The 17,252-nt window shown below is 49.6% G+C and carries 14 protein-coding genes; 9 read left to right on the top strand and 5 right to left on the bottom strand.

Annotated elements, in window-relative coordinates; translation table 11 throughout:
- Position 1: 1 nt before the first annotated feature.
- Together L6J37_RS17390 and L6J37_RS17385 are read right to left on the bottom strand one after the other, a co-directional pair.
- Complete coding sequence (locus L6J37_RS17390) at positions 2 to 1,036, bottom strand: efflux RND transporter periplasmic adaptor subunit (RefSeq protein WP_218383136.1); 1,035 nt, start codon at positions 1,034 to 1,036, stop codon at positions 2 to 4.
- Positions 1,037 to 1,224: 188 nt separating this feature from the next.
- Positions 1,225 to 2,739 (bottom strand): fumarate hydratase, encoded by a 1,515-nt coding sequence (locus L6J37_RS17385; protein ID WP_237796055.1) that lies wholly within the window; start codon positions 2,737 to 2,739, stop codon positions 1,225 to 1,227.
- Positions 2,740 to 2,956: 217 nt separating this feature from the next.
- Here L6J37_RS17385 and pabB point away from each other — a divergent pair, with 217 nt between their 5' ends.
- The 4 genes from pabB (at position 2,957) to L6J37_RS17365 (ending at position 7,979) form a co-directional block, all read left to right on the top strand.
- Positions 2,957 to 4,333 carry an aminodeoxychorismate synthase component 1 gene (gene pabB / locus L6J37_RS17380; RefSeq protein ID WP_237796054.1) on the top strand — a complete coding sequence of 459 codons (1,377 nt, stop codon included), beginning with the start codon at positions 2,957 to 2,959 and terminating at the stop codon, positions 4,331 to 4,333.
- 47 nt (positions 4,334 to 4,380) lie between these two features.
- Entirely contained in the window at positions 4,381 to 4,989 is a 609-nt protein-coding gene (locus L6J37_RS17375; RefSeq protein ID WP_218383134.1) for a CoA pyrophosphatase, read from the top strand.
- A gap of 168 nt (positions 4,990 to 5,157) precedes the next feature.
- Entirely contained in the window at positions 5,158 to 6,438 is a 1,281-nt protein-coding gene (locus L6J37_RS17370; protein WP_192015347.1) for a serine/threonine transporter, read from the top strand.
- Between the two features lie 179 nt (positions 6,439 to 6,617).
- On the top strand, positions 6,618 to 7,979 hold the full coding sequence (locus L6J37_RS17365; protein WP_120511151.1) for an L-serine ammonia-lyase: 1,362 nt from the start codon (positions 6,618 to 6,620) through the stop codon (positions 7,977 to 7,979).
- Positions 7,980 to 8,277: 298 nt separating this feature from the next.
- On the opposite strand, the gene L6J37_RS17360 is transcribed toward L6J37_RS17365, so the two are convergent.
- The 3 genes from L6J37_RS17360 to nfsA form a co-directional block, all read right to left on the bottom strand.
- Positions 8,278 to 8,871, bottom strand: a complete 594-nt coding sequence (locus L6J37_RS17360) for an acetate uptake transporter (protein ID WP_237796052.1) — start codon at positions 8,869 to 8,871, stop codon at positions 8,278 to 8,280.
- Positions 8,872 to 9,304: 433 nt separating this feature from the next.
- Positions 9,305 to 10,522 carry a hypothetical protein gene (locus L6J37_RS17355; RefSeq protein ID WP_237796050.1) on the bottom strand — a complete coding sequence of 406 codons (1,218 nt, stop codon included), beginning with the start codon at positions 10,520 to 10,522 and terminating at the stop codon, positions 9,305 to 9,307.
- Between the two features lie 227 nt (positions 10,523 to 10,749).
- Positions 10,750 to 11,475 (bottom strand): oxygen-insensitive NADPH nitroreductase, encoded by a 726-nt coding sequence (gene nfsA, locus L6J37_RS17350; RefSeq protein ID WP_218383129.1) that lies wholly within the window; start codon positions 11,473 to 11,475, stop codon positions 10,750 to 10,752.
- 284 nt (positions 11,476 to 11,759) lie between these two features.
- Here nfsA and L6J37_RS17345 point away from each other — a divergent pair, with 284 nt between their 5' ends.
- The 5 genes from L6J37_RS17345 to L6J37_RS17325 all read left to right on the top strand — a co-directional run bounded on the left by L6J37_RS17345 (position 11,760) and on the right by L6J37_RS17325 (position 17,248).
- The gene (locus tag L6J37_RS17345; protein ID WP_192015343.1) at positions 11,760 to 12,740 is read left to right on the top strand and encodes a porin; all 981 of its coding nucleotides are present in this window, start codon (positions 11,760 to 11,762) and stop codon (positions 12,738 to 12,740) included.
- Positions 12,741 to 12,939: 199 nt separating this feature from the next.
- The gene (locus L6J37_RS17340; protein WP_192015342.1) at positions 12,940 to 13,203 is read left to right on the top strand and encodes a GrxA family glutaredoxin; all 264 of its coding nucleotides are present in this window, start codon (positions 12,940 to 12,942) and stop codon (positions 13,201 to 13,203) included.
- A 162-nt stretch (positions 13,204 to 13,365) separates the two neighbouring features.
- Positions 13,366 to 15,048, top strand: coding sequence for an aspartate:alanine antiporter (locus tag L6J37_RS17335; protein WP_192015341.1), 1,683 nt, complete (start codon positions 13,366 to 13,368; stop codon positions 15,046 to 15,048).
- Positions 15,049 to 15,224: 176 nt separating this feature from the next.
- Entirely contained in the window at positions 15,225 to 15,899 is a 675-nt protein-coding gene (locus tag L6J37_RS17330) for a response regulator (protein WP_192015385.1), read from the top strand.
- Entirely contained in the window at positions 15,896 to 17,248 is a 1,353-nt protein-coding gene (locus L6J37_RS17325) for an ATP-binding protein (RefSeq protein ID WP_237796048.1), read from the top strand. Before L6J37_RS17330 ends, L6J37_RS17325 begins: the two co-directional genes overlap by 4 nt.
- Positions 17,249 to 17,252: the final 4 nt, after the last annotated feature.

Here is a 17,252-nt window from a genome sequence, read left to right as displayed (position 1 = left end):
CTCAGAGACCCCGCTCCTTCACCCATTCACGTACAATCTGGCCTTCTTTCAGCTCAGTCACACCAGACGCCACAATAACCACTCCGTCTTCTAATCCACTGACTACACGGGATTGTTCATCCAGCACCACTTCAACTTTGCTGACTTTGCCACCTTCTGCCACCTGCCATACATAAGTACTGCCGTTTTCCCTCACAATCGCCCGCGCTGGTAATGAACCGGCACCTGTTTGCGGTAACGCAATTTTCACTTGCGCTGCCATGCCGGGAAGCAGGTTTTGATCAACGGGTTTTTCCATGGTAAGTGTGACCTGGTAACTGGAGGTTTTAGTGTCGGCTTCGGTGTCAATTTCCTTCAGGTTAGCCAGGAACACCTGATCCGGGATGGTATCGAAGATCACCTGAGCAGAGCGATCATCGCCGGATCGCATACGGTTAAGCAGTTGCTGGGGTAACTGGAAACTGACATTAAGCAACCCTTCGCTCTGAATATGCATCATAGGCTGCTTCGCTGAGACATACTCATAATTGTTGGCCATTGAAATAGAGACAACCCCATCGTATGGCGCAATCAGGGTGGCGTATTTCAGGTTTGCTTCCTGTTTGTCCAATTCTGCTTTGGCCTGATTTCTGGCTGCCGTTGACTGGTCAAAATCCAGTTCGGACACCACATTGGTTTTCAGCAATTCTGCATTCCGTTTGTACTGAACCTGAGCAAGGTTGTAATTGGCTTTGGCCTGTTCAACCAGCAAGGTCAGCTCATCGGTTTTCAGCTTCGCCAGACGCTGGCCTTTTTTCACCTCTTCGCCATCGCGTACATCCACACTTTCCAAAACTCCCGATACCCGGAATGCCAGCACCGCTTTATCGCCGGCTTCCACCTGGGCAGGAAATGTCCGGTAACTCTGACTGTCACCGACATCAACAGTTAACAATTTAACCGGTCGGGATACAGGTTCGGGCACAGATTTTGTTTCCTCACGGCAACCGGTGAGCATGCTCACCGACAGAGCCAGGACCAGCAGAGTGAACCTCATTCAATGCCTCTCCAATTCAATAGGTCTGATTTATTCAACATTTTGTATTTAGCTACGCGTTAACATAGCAAAAAAGAACGTCATTTTATTGCTTACTTCCTTAATCAAAGGTTAAACCAGTGCAAAAAAAGGAGCCAAACGGCTCCTTTTTATTGCAAAGTAATTCAGCAGATAACACTGCAAGCGTGTTACGCATCCATTTCAGCAATTTTGACTTTCCAGATATCAGGGCCGGTCTGGTGCGCATTCACACCGTCTGAATCGACGGCGACCGTGACAGGCATATCCTGCACTTCAAATTCATAGATAGCTTCCATGCCCAGGTCTTCAAAGGCCACAACGCGCGATTGCTTGATCGCTTTCGCCACCAGGTACGCCGCGCCACCCACTGCCATTAAATACACTGCTTTATGATTTTTAATTGACTCAATAGCCACAGGACCGCGCTCTGCTTTACCTATCATGCCAATCAGGCCGGTTTCAGCCAGCATCATGTCGGTGAACTTATCCATACGGGTGGACGTTGTCGGGCCGGCCGGCCCCACAGCTTCGTCGCCCACTGCATCCACAGGACCTACGTAATAAATGAAGCGGTTATTGAAATCCACACCATCAGGCAGGCCCTGTCCGCTGTTCAGCATTTCCTGAATACGCTTATGGGCAGCATCACGACCTGTCAGGATTTTACCGGACAACAGGACAGTTTCGCCGGATTTCCATTGCTGAATTTCCGCTTTGGTGATGTTGTCAACATTGACACGACGCACATTCTGGCCCACTTCCCAGGTCACTTCCGGCCAGTCTTCCAGTTTAGGGGGAGTCAGCTCTGCCGGACCGCTGCCGTCCAGAGTGAAGTGCACATGGCGGGTTGCCGCACAGTTCGGGATCATGCAAACCGGTTTAGAGGCCGCATGCGTTGGTGCGGTCTTGATTTTGATATCCAGCACGGTGGTCATGCCGCCAAGGCCCTGAGCACCGATACCCAGCTTGTTGACACGATCATAAATATCCAGACGCAGTTTCTCTTCCGCATTTTGCGGACCGCGTTCTATCAGCTCATGAATATCAACTGCTTCCATCAGCGACTCTTTCGCCAGTACCGCGGCTTTTTCAGCCGTGCCGCCGATACCGATTCCCAGCATACCCGGCGGACACCAGCCTGCGCCCATCAGAGGAACCGTCTTTTCAACCCACTCGGCAATATCATCCGACGGGTTGAGCATCACCATTTTGGTTTTGTTCTCTGAGCCGCCACCTTTGGCTGCCAGCTGAATTTCCACTTCGTTGCCCGGTACCATGTCAATATGAACAACCGCAGGGGCATTATCTTTGGTGTTGATTCGCGCTCCGGCAGGATCCGCAACAACCGATGCCCGCAAAGGGTTGATCGGGTTGTTATATGCCTGACGCACACCTTCATCGATCATTTCCTGAACGGTCAGATCGCTCTCCCACTGTACGTTCATACCAATTTTCACGAAACAGGTCACAATACCTGTGTCCTGGCAAATCGGGCGATGGCCTTCGGCGGACATACGAGAGTTAATCAGAATCTGTGCCATGGCATCTTTCGCGGCCTGGCTCTGCTCTTTGTGGTAAGCCTTTTCAAGAGCCTGCACAAAATCCAGCGGATGATAGTAGGAAATGTATTGCAGCGCGTCTGCCACACTGCTGATCACATCTTCTTTACGGATGACGGTCATAGTTGCCCTCGTTGCTTATTGTCGTATACGCGCCTGCAAATTGACGGGCCTGACCCGGACCTTATGCATGGTAGGGTGTCAGAGGCAGACCGAAATCTTGAGCTGAATCATCAATGCACCGGAAAAGTCGCGATGCAGACGTCTTATTTGTTTCTATGATACTCTTGCCCGCAATCTCGCGCTATGCGCCAATCGAACACCTGTCACAAAAAAGAAAATGAAATATTCTGCTGTCTCTCAACTCCAGGTCATGCATCTGGACTATAGCCAGGATGCTGTTCTGGACTGGTTCGAACCTCTTTCTGCCTCCCCTTGGGCTATGCTGCTGCGTTCAGCGGCACAAGGCCACCCTGATAATCGTTATGACATTCTGGTTGCCGGCCCACTGGCGACCATAGAAACCCGCGACGGTGTCAGTGTGATCACCCATGCAAGCGGCCAGCAACACAGCTCAGAACAAGACCCGTTTTCATTACTGCACGCGCTGCAGTCGGAATTATTACCTGTCTGTCCGGCCATTGACGATCTGCCTTTTACCGGCGGTGCTGTGGGGTATTTTGCTTACGATCTTGGCCGGCGGGTCGAAAAGATACCGGCCTTGGCCATTCAGGATATCAAAGCGCCGGATATGGCGGTGGGCTTATATGACTGGGCGTTAATTGCTGACCACCATACCCGGCAACTTTCGCTGGTGTCGCCAGATACCTCAACGCGGTTGCACTGGCTGAAAGCGCAGCAGTCAACGCAATCTGACCCGACAAATACCTTCCGGCTAACCACAGACTGGCAGGCCAATATGACGCTCGACAGCTATATCGGGAAATTTAATCAGGTTCAGGATTACCTGAATGCGGGCGACTGCTATCAGATTAACCTCGCACAGCGTTTCACCGCCGGTTATCAGGGCGATGAATGGCAGGCTTACCAGAAGCTGGAGAGCCATAATGGCGCGCCCTTTTCAGCCTTTATCCGTCTTGATCAGGCCGCGGTGCTGTCTGTGTCGCCGGAACGTTTTCTGAAACTCAAAGACAACAAGATTGAAACCAAGCCGATTAAAGGCACCCGCCCCCGTTCTGCCGATCCTGTCACCGATCAGGCCAGTGCAGAAGATCTGAAACACGCCAGCAAAGACAGGGCGGAGAATTTGATGATAGTCGATTTGCTGCGCAATGACATCGGCCGCGTAGCATCACCGGGCACGGTGCGTGTCCCCAGCCTGTTTGCCATTGAAAGCTTCCCGGCCGTGCATCACTTAGTCAGCACAGTCACGGCCGACATGGATCCTGCTCACTATTGTGCAACGGATCTGCTTAGAGCTTGTTTTCCTGGCGGTTCTATCACGGGAGCGCCGAAAGTCCGCGCCATGGAAATTATCGAAGAACTGGAGCCGCACAGACGCAGCGTGTACTGCGGCAGTATAGGTTACATCAGTCGCTGCGGTCAGATGGATACCAGCATCACTATCCGAACCCTGATCGCGGTCGACAAGCAGATTTATGCCTGGGCTGGCGGCGGTGTAGTGGCCGATAGCGAAGCTCAGAGCGAATACCAGGAAACGCTGGACAAGCTGAGCAAAATTCTGCCAATCTTATAACATACCCTCAACAAATTGCCGGGAGGGGGCGCCATCGGGAATACCACATGATAGTCCAGCATCACATGCTCAGCCGCTTCCTGCTTGCGCAGCCGGGCCAGTATGATCGCAGCCATCAGAGACGTATCAAGCAGTTGCTGCCCAACAGCAGCCGCTTTAAACCCGCGGCAGTGATGATCCCTCTGGTGGCAAGGCCTGACGGTTACCATGTGATACTGACTAGGCGGGCAAACCACCTGAAACACCATCCGGGTCAGGTCGCATTCCCGGGCGGGCGCTTTGAAAGCGAAGACGTCGAACTTATTAATACCGCCATCCGGGAAACACAGGAAGAGATCGGCATTCTGTGTGATAAAAAAGACATTTTGGGCACATTGCCCGCCCTTCCGACTCTCAGCGGTTATATGGTGACACCGTTTTTAGCGACTGTTGCAGCCAGCTACCGGCCCGTGCTCGATCCCAATGAAGTCGACAGCATATTTGAAGTCCCTGTTACCTTCTTGCTCAATCCCCGCAATATGCGCACCCAGCGTTTTACCTTCAAAGGTAAAGAGCACACCATTTATGCCATCCCTTACCAGGAATATTCCATTTGGGGCGCAACGGCTCAGATAGTCAAAGCCCTGTCACATCAAATCTGGGTAGACAATCGCTGAACCTTTCACCACCTGAGACACAAATGGCCATTCCTTTGGTGATCAAACTCTCATTTCCTTGCAACAAATGTTAAATAGTGAGCGAGTTTTTTCACAGATCATTTTTTCATGCCCTAAATAAGCGAAAATACCCAGATTCCTGTTCCCTATTAAATGTTGGACTAACTTATGCAAACGAAAACTGCATCTGTATCTGCTGCATCCGCTGCTGCCAAAAGCCGCTGGACTGCACAAGATACGACCTGGGTGCTTTCCCTTTTTGGTACGGCAGTTGGTGCCGGTATCCTGTTTCTGCCAATCAATGCGGGTATGAGTGGCTTCTGGCCACTGCTGGCGATGACACTGCTGATTGGCCCGATGACTTACTTCGCTCACCGCGGTCTGGCGCGTTTTGTCCTGTCTTCCGCGAAACCCGGCAGTGACATTACTGAAGTGGTGGAAGAACATTTTGGCGCCCGTGCCGGTAAATTAATCACCCTGCTCTACTTCTTTGCTATTTACCCGATTGTGCTGATTTATGGTGTCGGTATCACCAATACTGTCGATTCCTTCATGGTCAACCAGCTTGGTATGGCATCCATGCCACGGGCTTTACTGTCCATCATTTTGATTCTGGGCATGATGTCCGTCATGATTGCCGGTGAAAAACTGATGCTGAAAGTCACTCAGTTTCTGGTTTATCCTCTGGTAGGTATTTTGCTGTTTATGTCGGTATATCTGATCCCTGAGTGGAATCTGTCTTCCGTCAGCCTGAGCACCATGCCTTCACTGGGTGATTTTGCGGTCACCTTGTGGATTACCATTCCTGTACTGGTATTTTCGTTTAACCACAGTCCTATTATCTCGGCTTTCTCGCAGGCGCAAGCGCGCGAACATGGCGAGCTGGCAGAAGAGAAAGCGTCCCGTATTCTGGCGCGATCTGCCGTTATGCTGCTGGGCTTTGTGATGTTCTTCGTGTTCTCGTGCGTACTGAGCCTGAGCCCTCAGGATCTGGCGCAAGCGAAAGCGGAAAACCTGGCTATTCTGTCTTACCTGGCCAACAAGCATGACAGTCCATTTATTTCATATCTGGGCCCGGTTGTAGCATTTGTAGCTATCGTTTCATCTTTCTTCGGTCATTATCTGGGTGCGCGAGAAGGTCTGAATGGTCTAGTTTCTAAACAATTAAAGTCGGCTGGTAAGCAAGTTAACGAAAAGAATATTGACAAATTTACCGTTGTCTTCATGATTGCTACTATCTGGTTGGTCGCGACAGTTAATCCTAGTATTCTTGGGATGATTGAAACATTAGGCGGCCCGATTATTGCGACAATCTTGTTCCTGATGCCTATGTATGCCGTACATAAAGTACCGGCAATGCAGAAGTACAAGGGCGCGGTAAGCAACGTATTTGTCACACTCATGGGTCTGATCGCGATTTCAGCCATTATGTACGGGCTATTTTTCTAACATCTCGCCCGTATTGCATTACTGACAAAATACGTAAAAGAACCGATACTTAAGAGCAGGGGAGCTTTCAGCACCTGCTCTTTTGTTTTGACTATACTCGCCAAGGAAGGGGCGGGAGTTCATAAAAAGATAACAGTCACGGCCGAGGCAAGATCGCTTCCCCGACTGAGGTACTACGCATGATCAGTATTTTTGATATCTTCAAAATTGGTGTGGGTCCTTCCAGTTCACACACTGTAGGTCCGATGAAAGCAGGTAAAGAGTTTGTCGATAACCTGCGTGAAATGGGCAAAATCAATGATGTGACAAAAGTCACCGTTGATGTGTATGGCTCTCTGTCTCTGACAGGTAAAGGCCACCACACAGACATTGCCATTATCATGGGCCTGGCTGGCAACAGCCCTGAAACTGTTGATATCGACAGCATCCCTGGGTTTATCGCCAGCGTTGGTGAAACCGAGCGTCTTCCAATTGCAGGTAATATTCATACCGTTGATTTCCCACGTGATGGCGGGATGAATTTCCATAACACCAACCTTTCCCTGCACGAGAATGGCATGAGTATTCATGCATGGGCTGGTGAAGACAAAATTTACAGCAAGACCTATTACTCTATCGGTGGCGGCTTCATTGTTGATGAAGAAAACTTCGGTAAGGAAGAAGAGTCTGAAATCAAAGTCCCGTACCCGTTTACCTCGGCACAAGAACTGGTTCAGCACTGCAAAGAAAGCGGTCGCTCAATGAGCTCTATCGTCATGGCAAACCAACGTGCCATGAACACTGAAGACGAAATTAAAGATTACTTCGCCAAAATCTGGAAAACCATGCAGGACTGTATGGACCGTGGCATGAACGAAGAAGGCATTTTGCCTGGCCCACTGCGTGTGCCTCGCCGTGCTGCCGCACTTCGCCAGCAGCTCATCACCTCTGAGCGTACCAACACCGACCCGATGACAGTGGTTGACTGGGTGAACATGTACGCTTTTGCAGTGAATGAAGAAAACGCAGCAGGCGGCCGGGTGGTCACCGCGCCAACTAACGGTGCTTGCGGTATTATCCCGGCAGTACTGGCTTACTATGATAAATTCATTCAGCCAGTCAGCGAAAAAGAATATATCCGTTACTTTGCCGCTTCTGGCGCAATCGGCGGTCTGTATAAGCGTAATGCTTCTATCTCTGGTGCTGAAGTAGGCTGTCAGGGTGAAGTGGGTGTCGCTTGTTCAATGGCCGCTGCTGGTCTGGCTGAGCTGATGGGCGCAAGCCCTGAGCAGGTCTGTATGGCCGCGGAAATCGCCATGGAACATAACCTGGGTCTGACATGCGACCCGGTGGCCGGCCAGGTGCAGGTACCTTGTATCGAACGAAACGGTATCGCAGCAGTTAAATCCATCAATGCTTCACGTATGGCTTTGCGTCGTGCTTCCGAACCTCGGGTCTCGCTGGATAAAGTGATCGAGACCATGCTGGAAACCGGTAAAGACATGAATGCCAAGTATCGCGAAACCTCCCAAGGCGGATTGGCGATTAAAGTGATCTGCTGATCCTAAAGGACAATCAGATTGATACATTAAAGGAGGCTTAAGCCTCCTTTTTTATTCCCTGTTTTCTCGGTCCTCTGCATTCCCTCTCTCAACCTGCCCACTAGCCTGCGTTCTTTGGCTTACAACACATTAAACCTGCCATTATTTCGCCTGCAGCCAGACTAAGGTCTCACCGCAGCCGGGCTAACGGCGTCCGGCTTTCTTCATCGCTGCGATGCAACACCAGTCAGCAACCGGCATAAAAAAAACCCCGTACCTCACGGCACGGGGTAAGCAGTAAATATAGAATTGAACAAAGTTATGCCGCTGCTTTCAGAGGCTCCACAGCAGCCACTTTACGCTCACCAATTGGCAGAACAGTACGGCCGAACTCATTGTTCAGTACCTGGGCCATCGCAAAATAAATCGCACTCGCGCCACAGATGATGCCTTCAAAACCCGCAATGGTACCAATCAGGGTGCTGCCAGTGAAATCACGTGCAGCCAACAGGAAGAACAACACAGTCAAAGAAGCAAATACGAATTGTTTGGCGCGCGGGTAATTGAGTGAACCAACAAACATAAAGGCAGTAAAGACGCCCCACAGCAGCAGATACCATGCCATGAACTCTGCAGGTGCAGCAGGCAGCCCCATGTACGGCATCACAATCAGACCAACCAGTGTCAGCCAGAACAGACCGTAAGAGGTGAAAGAGGTAGTACCGAATGTATCACCACGCTTAAAACACATCATGCCGACAAGGATCTGAGCCAGACCGCCATAAAAAATCCCCATAGCCAGAATCATAGCGTTCAGTGGAAAAAAGCCTGCATTGTGGATGTTCAGCAAAATGGTGGTCATACCAAAGCCCATCAATCCCAAAGGTGCTGGATTTGCAAAATTCGTAGACATTTTATTCCCCTACAGGAAAACTTAAATAAAAGTGATATTAATTAAAATAATTGCGCAATCTGGCGCGGCGCGAATTCTAATCTATGTCCTGAGGGAAAACAATGTCTCAGCCGTACAAAAACCAACCATCAGACAAAAAAGCATGATTAACCAGAAAAAAGTAAATACGAAAAATATGTCAAAACCCATGAAAGATGTAACATAATACATCAAAAGCTATCAACAGCCTGTAGTCACTGACCATTTTAACAGCGGTTCTATTGTAAATAGCGTATGAATAACGCAGCATAAACTCCTGTTTTTATAGTCAGAATCAGATAGCCTAGCAAAGAGAGTCATGGTGATATCAAACAATCACCGAAGAAATTGTGTACAAAAAAACCGCTGTCGCTGCAGCGGTTTTTTACTCAGATGTAACCGTATGACGAAGGCGCTACTGCATGACGGCAGATCCGGTTTCGCCAGTATCGCTCGGCGGCTCAGTTAAGGTGGCATTGGAGTCGGGTGCTTCGCTCAGCGCCGGTAAAGACACTGAAGGCTGCGTCTCCTTGCTAGCAGACAGTTTAGACTGCAGCAGGCTTATCTGACGCTGCTGACTCATTACCAATGCATTAAGGTCGCGGATGTACTTATCTTTATCCTTCAGCACCTCATCTGCCGGCGGCTTGCTGGCTGTGGCCTCCCTGACATTGATAGCACCATCAATGATTAATCTGGCCTGTTCCTGAATGGGTTGATCACGCAAATCTTCCTCTTTCAAAGCTTTGGAGATTCTCAGCAGCTTATTTTCGAAATCCAGAATATAAGACTCGTAATCATCTTTACTTAAATCGCGTAAGCGCTGTACTTCCAGCGAAATATGCTGAGCATGGGCAAGCTCAAACTGTACCGCACTCGCCGCCTGCTGTATGGCATCAAAATCGCGGGGGGTACGCTCAATTAATGCCTTACCGGCTTCGATACGCTGCTCAATCTGTGCATAGCTGTTTGGCGCATAGTCATTCACATCCTGACGACGCAGTTCAATCATCATGGCTTCCAGCGGCGCAATATAGATTTTTTTGATCGTTTTAACTTCCAGACTATGGCTGCGCGAAAGGAACTCGTCCTGCTCCTCTCTCGCATCACTCAGCTCATCATCTTCTACCAGGGTAAACAAACTGGCATACAGGCGATGTAAGCGCGTGTACTCACTCCGGTAGTATTGTTTGGCGTCCAGAGAGTCCAGATACTGCATCTGGGTTATTGCTGGCGACAGCACATCATCGGCGACTTTCTGTAACTGCTTCAATTGATTCAAAGAGACTTCAACCTGATTCAGCTCTAACTGTATCTGCTGTAAATACGTGGTAGAAGAAAATAAAGAGTAACTTTTATACGCCGTCGACGGCGTTGCGGTGATCTCTTGATAAATTTTTTCTGCATTTTCCCAGCTGGTTATCATGAGCTGATAAGCATCCGGTGAATAAATGGCCAGTTCGCTGGTATGTTGCATTGACTGCTGCCAGTGCCGGTAAGCAGACAATACCCGCTGAAATTCTCCCTGTTCAGAGATAGCAGTATCCGACTCACTCATTTCAGGCGTGCTTGAGCAAGCACCCAGTAACACGGCAAAAAACACCATCAGGGCTGAAAGGCCCGTTCTTTTCATAAAAAATTCCGTAATAATTTGATTTTACAGCCAATCCACTCACAATTATGGAAAGCTATGTCTGTAAAGCGGCAGAAGTCCTACCAGTATGAAATGACACTCCCCCAGCATCAGCATGATAAGTACTCGTTTAGGCCACTTTCTTATTAAATTACAAGCAGAAGGTGGCCCTTTATACAAATCGGTAAGGCAAAAATGAGTGAATACTCAAATAGTTTAACTGATGCCTACCTGGTACTAAAGCCTTTACTGGTAAGGAAATCCTTCATAAAGGGCCGGGCTTCTTTGGTTAAAGTCGCGGTAATCTGTTCTGACCAGCTCATATCTTTATTGCCGCCAGTTCGCGACTGGTAATACTGGCGCACTTTTTCGTCATATTCTGCCAGCTGATGGCGATCCAGCTCCTGCTGATAGCTGTTTTGGTGAATGACCAACGACTGCGGCAGACGCGGCTTAGATTCAGGATTTTGATCCGGATAGCCCAGGCACAGTCCAAAAACGGGCATGACATGCTTAGGCATATCAAGCAATGCAGCCACCTCTGCCGGATTATTTCTGATCCCGCCAATATAGACCCCACCCAAACCCAAAGATTCAGCCGCTAACAAACAATTTTGTGCCATGAGCGCAGCATCGACGGCACCAATCAGCGTCTGCTCAGTAAAACCAAGCTGTGCTTCAGGATGAATTTGCAAATGGCGGTGGAAATCCACACAGAACACTAAAAATTCTGCCGCTGAAGCAACATAGGGCTGATCACCGGCCAGATGGGCCATCTGAGTGCGTTTGTCTGTATCAACCACCCGTATCACGCTCACGCATTGGATGAAACTGGAAGACGAGGCTGCAATTGCGCAGTCAAGCAGGGTCGAAAGTACATCCGCCTGAATAGGTTCAGAGGTAAAACGTCGTATAGAACGGTGTGCCAGTATCGTATCAATTGTCTGATTCATTATTCTCTTCATCCTACGGTTCAGCTTGAAAACACCATCATTTGCTTGCCAATAACAAAGATTATCTGGGGCAATTTATGCACTCTATCATAAACAACCAGATGATCTAGATTGCACACTCTGACTGGCCGGTAAGCATGCAAGTGGAGTAATTCATTGATAAATAATGTTTCGCTTTCATCAAAGTGACTTTTGAACAACATTTTTTTGTCATATTCACCTTCTATCCTGCAGCCCATCAAAACAGCAATGAAGCACTTGATACCTACCTAGGGGAAAAAGAAATGAAAAAAACTGTTTTAGCATCGGCATTGATTACTGCTTTTGTTTCTGGCTCAGCTGCTGCTGCAAACGTTTATGACAAGGATGGGGCAACCGTTGATTTGTATGGTCGTGCAGTAGGTATGTACTACAGCTCGGATGACAACAGCGAAAAAGGCGATCAAAGCTACTTCCGCTTTGGTGCCAAAGCGAAGTCTGAAATTAACAGCAACCTTTACGGTGTCGGCCTGTACGAAACTGAAGTGAACGCCTCTTCTAAAGACGAAGGTCTTGAAACACGTAAAGCTTATGCCGGTCTGGGCGGTAACTTCGGTGAAGCCACCTACGGTCGTCAGGAAGGGTCGTTTACCCTGATTTCTGATTACACCGATACCCTGGAAGAATTCGGTGCAGATGCAAGTGGTACAGGTACCGACCGTTTCGGTACAGGTAAGACCAGCTCAGTGCTGAAATATGCTGGCGAATTCAGCGGCCTGACTGTTGAAGCAAGCTACCAGCTGGACAACAACGCCGTTCAGCAAGTAAATGGCGACACATCAACCTCTTACGGTGTTGCTGCCTCTTACGCACTGCCTGTGGGCGTGAAATTTGGTGCCGGTTATAACTCAGGTGAAGGCCTGGATGGCACTGATGATGCAGAAGTGACTGCACTGTCTGTTGCGTACGACGCCAACAACATCTATGCCGCACTACTGTACAGCATGGGTGAAAACTGGAAAGACAAGTCAGGCGCAGAAACCGGTACTGACTACGACGGCTACGAAGCCGTAGTGGGCTACAACTTTGGTAATGGCTTCTCTGCTCAGGCTGTCTACAACTATCTGGAAGCCGATACAGGCACCACGTCAGATGTTGAGGACTATTTTGTGCTTGGCGCCTACTACAAGTTCAACAAAAACCTGCGTACCTACGCAGAGTACAAAGCCGATCAAATCGACGGTAACGAAGACGTTCTGGCGATGGCTATTCGCTACGACTTCTAACTTCTTGCTCCACTGCCGCCCAAAGCCAGGCCTGTCCAGCCTGGCTTTTTTCATTGCCGCTACCTCAGACATAACAGGTTTACCGCTGATGTAAATAACGCTAACCATCGAAATTTTCTATTGATGCTACTGATAATTCCGACTTTCACCGCCGACAGACTCACGTTATAGTAGCCCCACAAGACAAAGGAGAAGCTCTATGTTCGTAGTAATTTTTGGTCGCCCTGGCTGCCCTTTCTGTGTTCGTGCAAAAGACTTGGCTGACAAGCTGAAAGAAGAACGTGATGATTTCAACTATCGTTACGTAGATATTCACGCAGAAGGCATTTCCAAGGCTGACCTGGAAAAAACCGTGGGTAAGCCCGTTGAAACGGTGCCACAAATCTTCGTTGATCAACAGCATATCGGTGGCTGCACAGAATTCGAAGCGTACGCAAAAGACAACCTTGGACTGTTTCAATAATCACAGTTCAATTGCGCAAATGTGACTCGTTGACAAAAAGGCTGTTTAATCAGCCTTTTTTTGTGTCGCGCACCTCGAATATCGGTATCGTATAGCAGTAGTTTAAGATAAAATTCCGAACCATATCTTTAGTATATTGCGCTGACTTCGGAAAAATTTGTTGTGAACATCGACATTGCTGACCTGCTTCGCCAGAATGATATTCTGCTCCTCTTTGTAGTTCTCGCTGTGGGTCTTACTGTCGGAAAACTTCGTATCGCCAAGTTGCAGATTGGTAATTCCATTGGCGTACTCCTGACTGCGCTCCTCTTCGGTAACGCCGGTTTTACCTTTGATGCTGAAGCCCTCAATATTGGCTTCATGCTATTCATCTTCTGTGTGGGTATTCAGGCCGGGCCAAACTTCTTCGGTATTTTTTTCCGGGACGGTAAACATTATTTACTGCTGGCTTTAGTGGTGCTCTTATCAGCCATCACGATCACACTGACTATGTCACATTACCTGAATCTGGATCTGGGTCTGGCGACCGGCCTCATGGCGGGCTCTCTTACTGCTACGCCGGTTCTGGTCGGTGCCAAAGATGCATTAAGTGGCGGCTTATCGAATCTGTCTGATCCCATGATTGTTCAGGACCTGATTGACAGCCTGAGTGTCGGATACGCCATGTCTTACCTGATTGGCCTGATCAGCCTGATACTGCTGGCCAAGCTGATGCCCAAGCTGCAAAAGCAAGATCTGGCTGAATCCTCGCAACAGATTGCGAAAGAGCGTGGAATAGGTGGCGCCTCACAACGCAAAGTCTACTTACCTATCATACGTGCGTACCGTGTCGGACCTGAACTGATTGACTGGATCGATGGCCGTAACCTGCGTGAACTGGGCATCTATCGCCAGACGGGCTGCTACATTGAGCGTATCCGGCGCCATGGTATTCTTGCCAACCCGGATGGTGATGCCATCCTGCAGGAAGGCGACGAGATTGCCTTAGTGGGTTACCCCGACAGCCACGCACGACTGGATCCCAGCTTCCGCAACGGAAAAGAAGTGTTTGACCGTGATTTGCTCGATCTGCGCATTGTTGAAGAAGAGATCGTGGTCAAGAACGACAATATTGCCGGTAAGCGCTTATCAGAGCTGAATCTGGCCGAATATGGCTGCTTCCTCAACCGTGTGGTACGTGCTCAGATTGAAATGCCGATGGACCACAGTACCCTGCTCAATAAAGGTGACATACTCCAGGTCAGCGGTGAGAAAAGCCGGGTACTGGGGCTGGCCGAGCGCATTGGCTTTATCTCTATCCACAGTCAGATTGCTGATCTTCTGGCCTTTTGCTGCTTCTTTATTATGGGGCTGCTTTTCGGTTCCATTACCATGACCTTCGGCCAGATTACCTTTGGTCTGGGTAATGCCGCGGGTCTGTTGCTCGCCGGGATCTCCCTGGGTTTCCTGCGTGCCAATCACCCGACGTTCGGCTATGTTCCGCAGGGCGCACTCAATATGGCCAAAGATCTCGGTTTGATGGTGTTTATGGTTGGTATTGGCCTGAGTGCCGGCTCTAACCTGTTTGAATCGATTACGCAAATTGGTCCGAGCGTATTTTTAGTCAGCATGATGGTGAGCGTGATTCCCGTGATGCTTGCCTACCTTTTCGGCGCGTATGTACTGGATATGAACCGTGCACTGCTGTTTGGTGCCATTATCGGCGCCCGTACCTGCGCCCCGGCGATGGACATGATCAATGAGCATGCCCGCAGTACTATTCCTGCTCTGGGTTATGCAGGCACCTACGCCATAGCTAACGTTCTGCTCACAATAGCAGGTACGCTGATTATTATTCTCAGCTAGCACCTCCCCACACGGCTGACACTGGCATTTGGCAGAGTCAGCCGTTATTCAGATGATAGGTGGTATAATCTCTCACAATTAACCGGTGAAAATTGTACCCGCCAGCCCCCTTTGCTATAAAGCGTGCTTTCTGGTATTCGCAACTCTATTCCACAGTTTCAGGTAACTTTATTATGATGCGCATCCTGATAGTCGAAGACGATCCGATCCTGTGCCACCATCTGAAAACTCAGCTCAGTGAGCTGGGCAATCAAGTTCAGTGTGCCAATACGGCCGAAGAAGGCCTGTTCTATGCTGATAACTACCCCAATGATGTCGCTATCGTCGATATAGGTCTGCCCGACCGTGACGGTATCACTCTGATTCGTGAAATCCGTGATAAAGGCTTACGACTGCCAATCCTGATTCTGACAGCACGTTCTAACTGGCAGGATAAAGTCACGGGACTGGAAGCTGGTGCCGATGATTATCTGGTGAAACCTTTCCAGAGAGAAGAGCTGGTGGCCCGGCTGAGTGCGTTGGTTCGCCGTAGTGCAGGGTTTATAAAGCCCGAGATGATCGCCGGAGAAATCCGTGTCGACCTGCTGGCGAAACAGGTTTTTGTCAGTGAAAACCTGCTCGACCTCACCGCTTTTGAGTACGAACTGCTGGAATACCTGATGCGCCACAGCCGCCAGGTGGTCTCCAAGCAGCGACTGCTGGACGTGTTGTATGAAGATCAGGAAGGCGATCCTAATACCATCGAGGTCATGATCAGCCGTCTGCGCAAAAAAATCAGCCAGACCGGACAGGATAACCCCATTTCGACCATTCGCGGTCAGGGATACATCTTTGAGCTTACCGCGCAATGAATCTGGCTATTCTCCCGCGTTTGCGCCATCGGGTAATGATCACATCCATTGCGATCATTGCCCTGATTACCTCGGCCTTGGCCTGGGTGATCAATGAACTCTACAGCCAGAGTTACATGGCTGCCTATTCCACGGATCTTGTTGCACAAATGCCGTTAGTCGTTGCCCAGCTTAACCGGGCAGGATTAATCAAAGACGTTGATAAATGGATTGACTCCTTGGATCCATCCGCGACGGATTACATGTCGGTCCTTTGTGATCGCAATGATAATACGATGTGGTTGTCAGATGAGGCAAAAGCCGCGGGGCTGACCAGTATTTGCAGTAGCCTGCCGGATGCAATGCAAACCCCCACCCTGGTCAAGGCTGATAACACAAAGAGCTATATCGCTTACGATATCAGCCGTGACCGCGAGAATGGCAATGCTTACCAGCTGGTTGTCCTGCGCTCAGGTACGGCCTATGAACAGTCCCTGAGCCGGCTTCACAACCGAACCGCTCTGTATCTCGGCTTGTTTGTATTGATCGCCGTTGCCTTTCTCATCGCCGCATTTCACTGGAGCTTTCAGCCGTTGCGAAAACTGGCCACTCAGCTCAATCAGGTCACGGACGCCAAACGCGAGCAGCTGGACAGTGATTTTCCTACTGAGTTGCAGGACGTGACACAGTCACTTAATCGTCTCATCCGGATCAGTAACGACAAGACCGCCCGCTACCGCCACGCGATGGACGATCTGGCACACAGCCTGAAAACCCGTCTGGCCGCCGCCAATGCCTTGCTGGATGATCATTCCCTGCCCCGCTGCGATCTCAATCAGCGCATGCTGGAACAAATCAGTCAGATGGACGATCTGGTTCAGTATCAGTTAAAACGTGCTTTAATGGGACAACAAGGTCTGCAGAAAGATAAGACCCTGCTCAACCCAGTCGTGGAAAGCTTTGAGCGGATGCTGAAGAAGATTTACAGCACCAAACAGGTCACACTGAAACGCCAGTACAGCACGGGCTTGTGCCTCCCTCTGAACCGCACCGATTTGATGGAACTGCTGGGAAATCTGCTGGAAAACGCCTTCAGGTTCTGTATCAGTGAGATTCGCCTCAGCGCCGCACAACAGCAGGGAAAATTGATTATCCGTATTGAGGATGACGGTCCCGGTGTCAGCGATGATATGCGGGAAGCCATTTTCCAACGGGGGATCCGGGCTGATCAGCGCAATCCGGGACAAGGGATTGGCCTGTCTGTGTGCCACGATATTGTTTCCTGTTACGGCGGTCGTATTTACGTGGAAAAAGCCAGCATTGAAGGGGCAGCCTTCGTGATTGAGCTGCCAGATGACAAGAGCAGTTAACGCC

This window comes from Photobacterium sp. WH77, from assembly GCF_022014395.1.
GTDB classification, from domain to species: domain Bacteria; phylum Pseudomonadota; class Gammaproteobacteria; order Enterobacterales; family Vibrionaceae; genus Photobacterium; species Photobacterium arenosum.
The sequence above is the reverse complement of the archived record's forward strand: the minus strand, read 5'-3'. Positions and strand labels throughout refer to the sequence as shown.

Excerpts from the sequence above, each read along its gene's own strand:
- L6J37_RS17345 (WP_192015343.1), top strand. The coding sequence starts at position 11,760 with ATGAAAAAAACTGTTTTAGCATCGGCATTGATTACTGCTTTTGTTTCT.
- nfsA (WP_218383129.1), bottom strand. The coding sequence starts at position 11,475 with ATGAATCAGACAATTGATACGATACTGGCACACCGTTCTATACGACGT.
- L6J37_RS17355 (WP_237796050.1), bottom strand. The coding sequence starts at position 10,522 with ATGAAAAGAACGGGCCTTTCAGCCCTGATGGTGTTTTTTGCCGTGTTA.
- L6J37_RS17370 (WP_192015347.1), top strand. The coding sequence starts at position 5,158 with ATGCAAACGAAAACTGCATCTGTATCTGCTGCATCCGCTGCTGCCAAA.
- L6J37_RS17385 (WP_237796055.1), bottom strand. The coding sequence starts at position 2,739 with ATGACCGTCATCCGTAAAGAAGATGTGATCAGCAGTGTGGCAGACGCG.
- L6J37_RS17375 (WP_218383134.1), top strand. The coding sequence starts at position 4,381 with ATGATAGTCCAGCATCACATGCTCAGCCGCTTCCTGCTTGCGCAGCCG.
- L6J37_RS17390 (WP_218383136.1), bottom strand. The coding sequence starts at position 1,036 with ATGAGGTTCACTCTGCTGGTCCTGGCTCTGTCGGTGAGCATGCTCACC.
- L6J37_RS17365 (WP_120511151.1), top strand. The coding sequence starts at position 6,618 with ATGATCAGTATTTTTGATATCTTCAAAATTGGTGTGGGTCCTTCCAGT.
- L6J37_RS17325 (WP_237796048.1), top strand. The coding sequence starts at position 15,896 with ATGAATCTGGCTATTCTCCCGCGTTTGCGCCATCGGGTAATGATCACA.
- L6J37_RS17360 (WP_237796052.1), bottom strand. The coding sequence starts at position 8,871 with ATGTCTACGAATTTTGCAAATCCAGCACCTTTGGGATTGATGGGCTTT.
- L6J37_RS17330 (WP_192015385.1), top strand. The coding sequence starts at position 15,225 with ATGCGCATCCTGATAGTCGAAGACGATCCGATCCTGTGCCACCATCTG.
- pabB (WP_237796054.1), top strand. The coding sequence starts at position 2,957 with ATGAAATATTCTGCTGTCTCTCAACTCCAGGTCATGCATCTGGACTAT.
- L6J37_RS17340 (WP_192015342.1), top strand. The coding sequence starts at position 12,940 with ATGTTCGTAGTAATTTTTGGTCGCCCTGGCTGCCCTTTCTGTGTTCGT.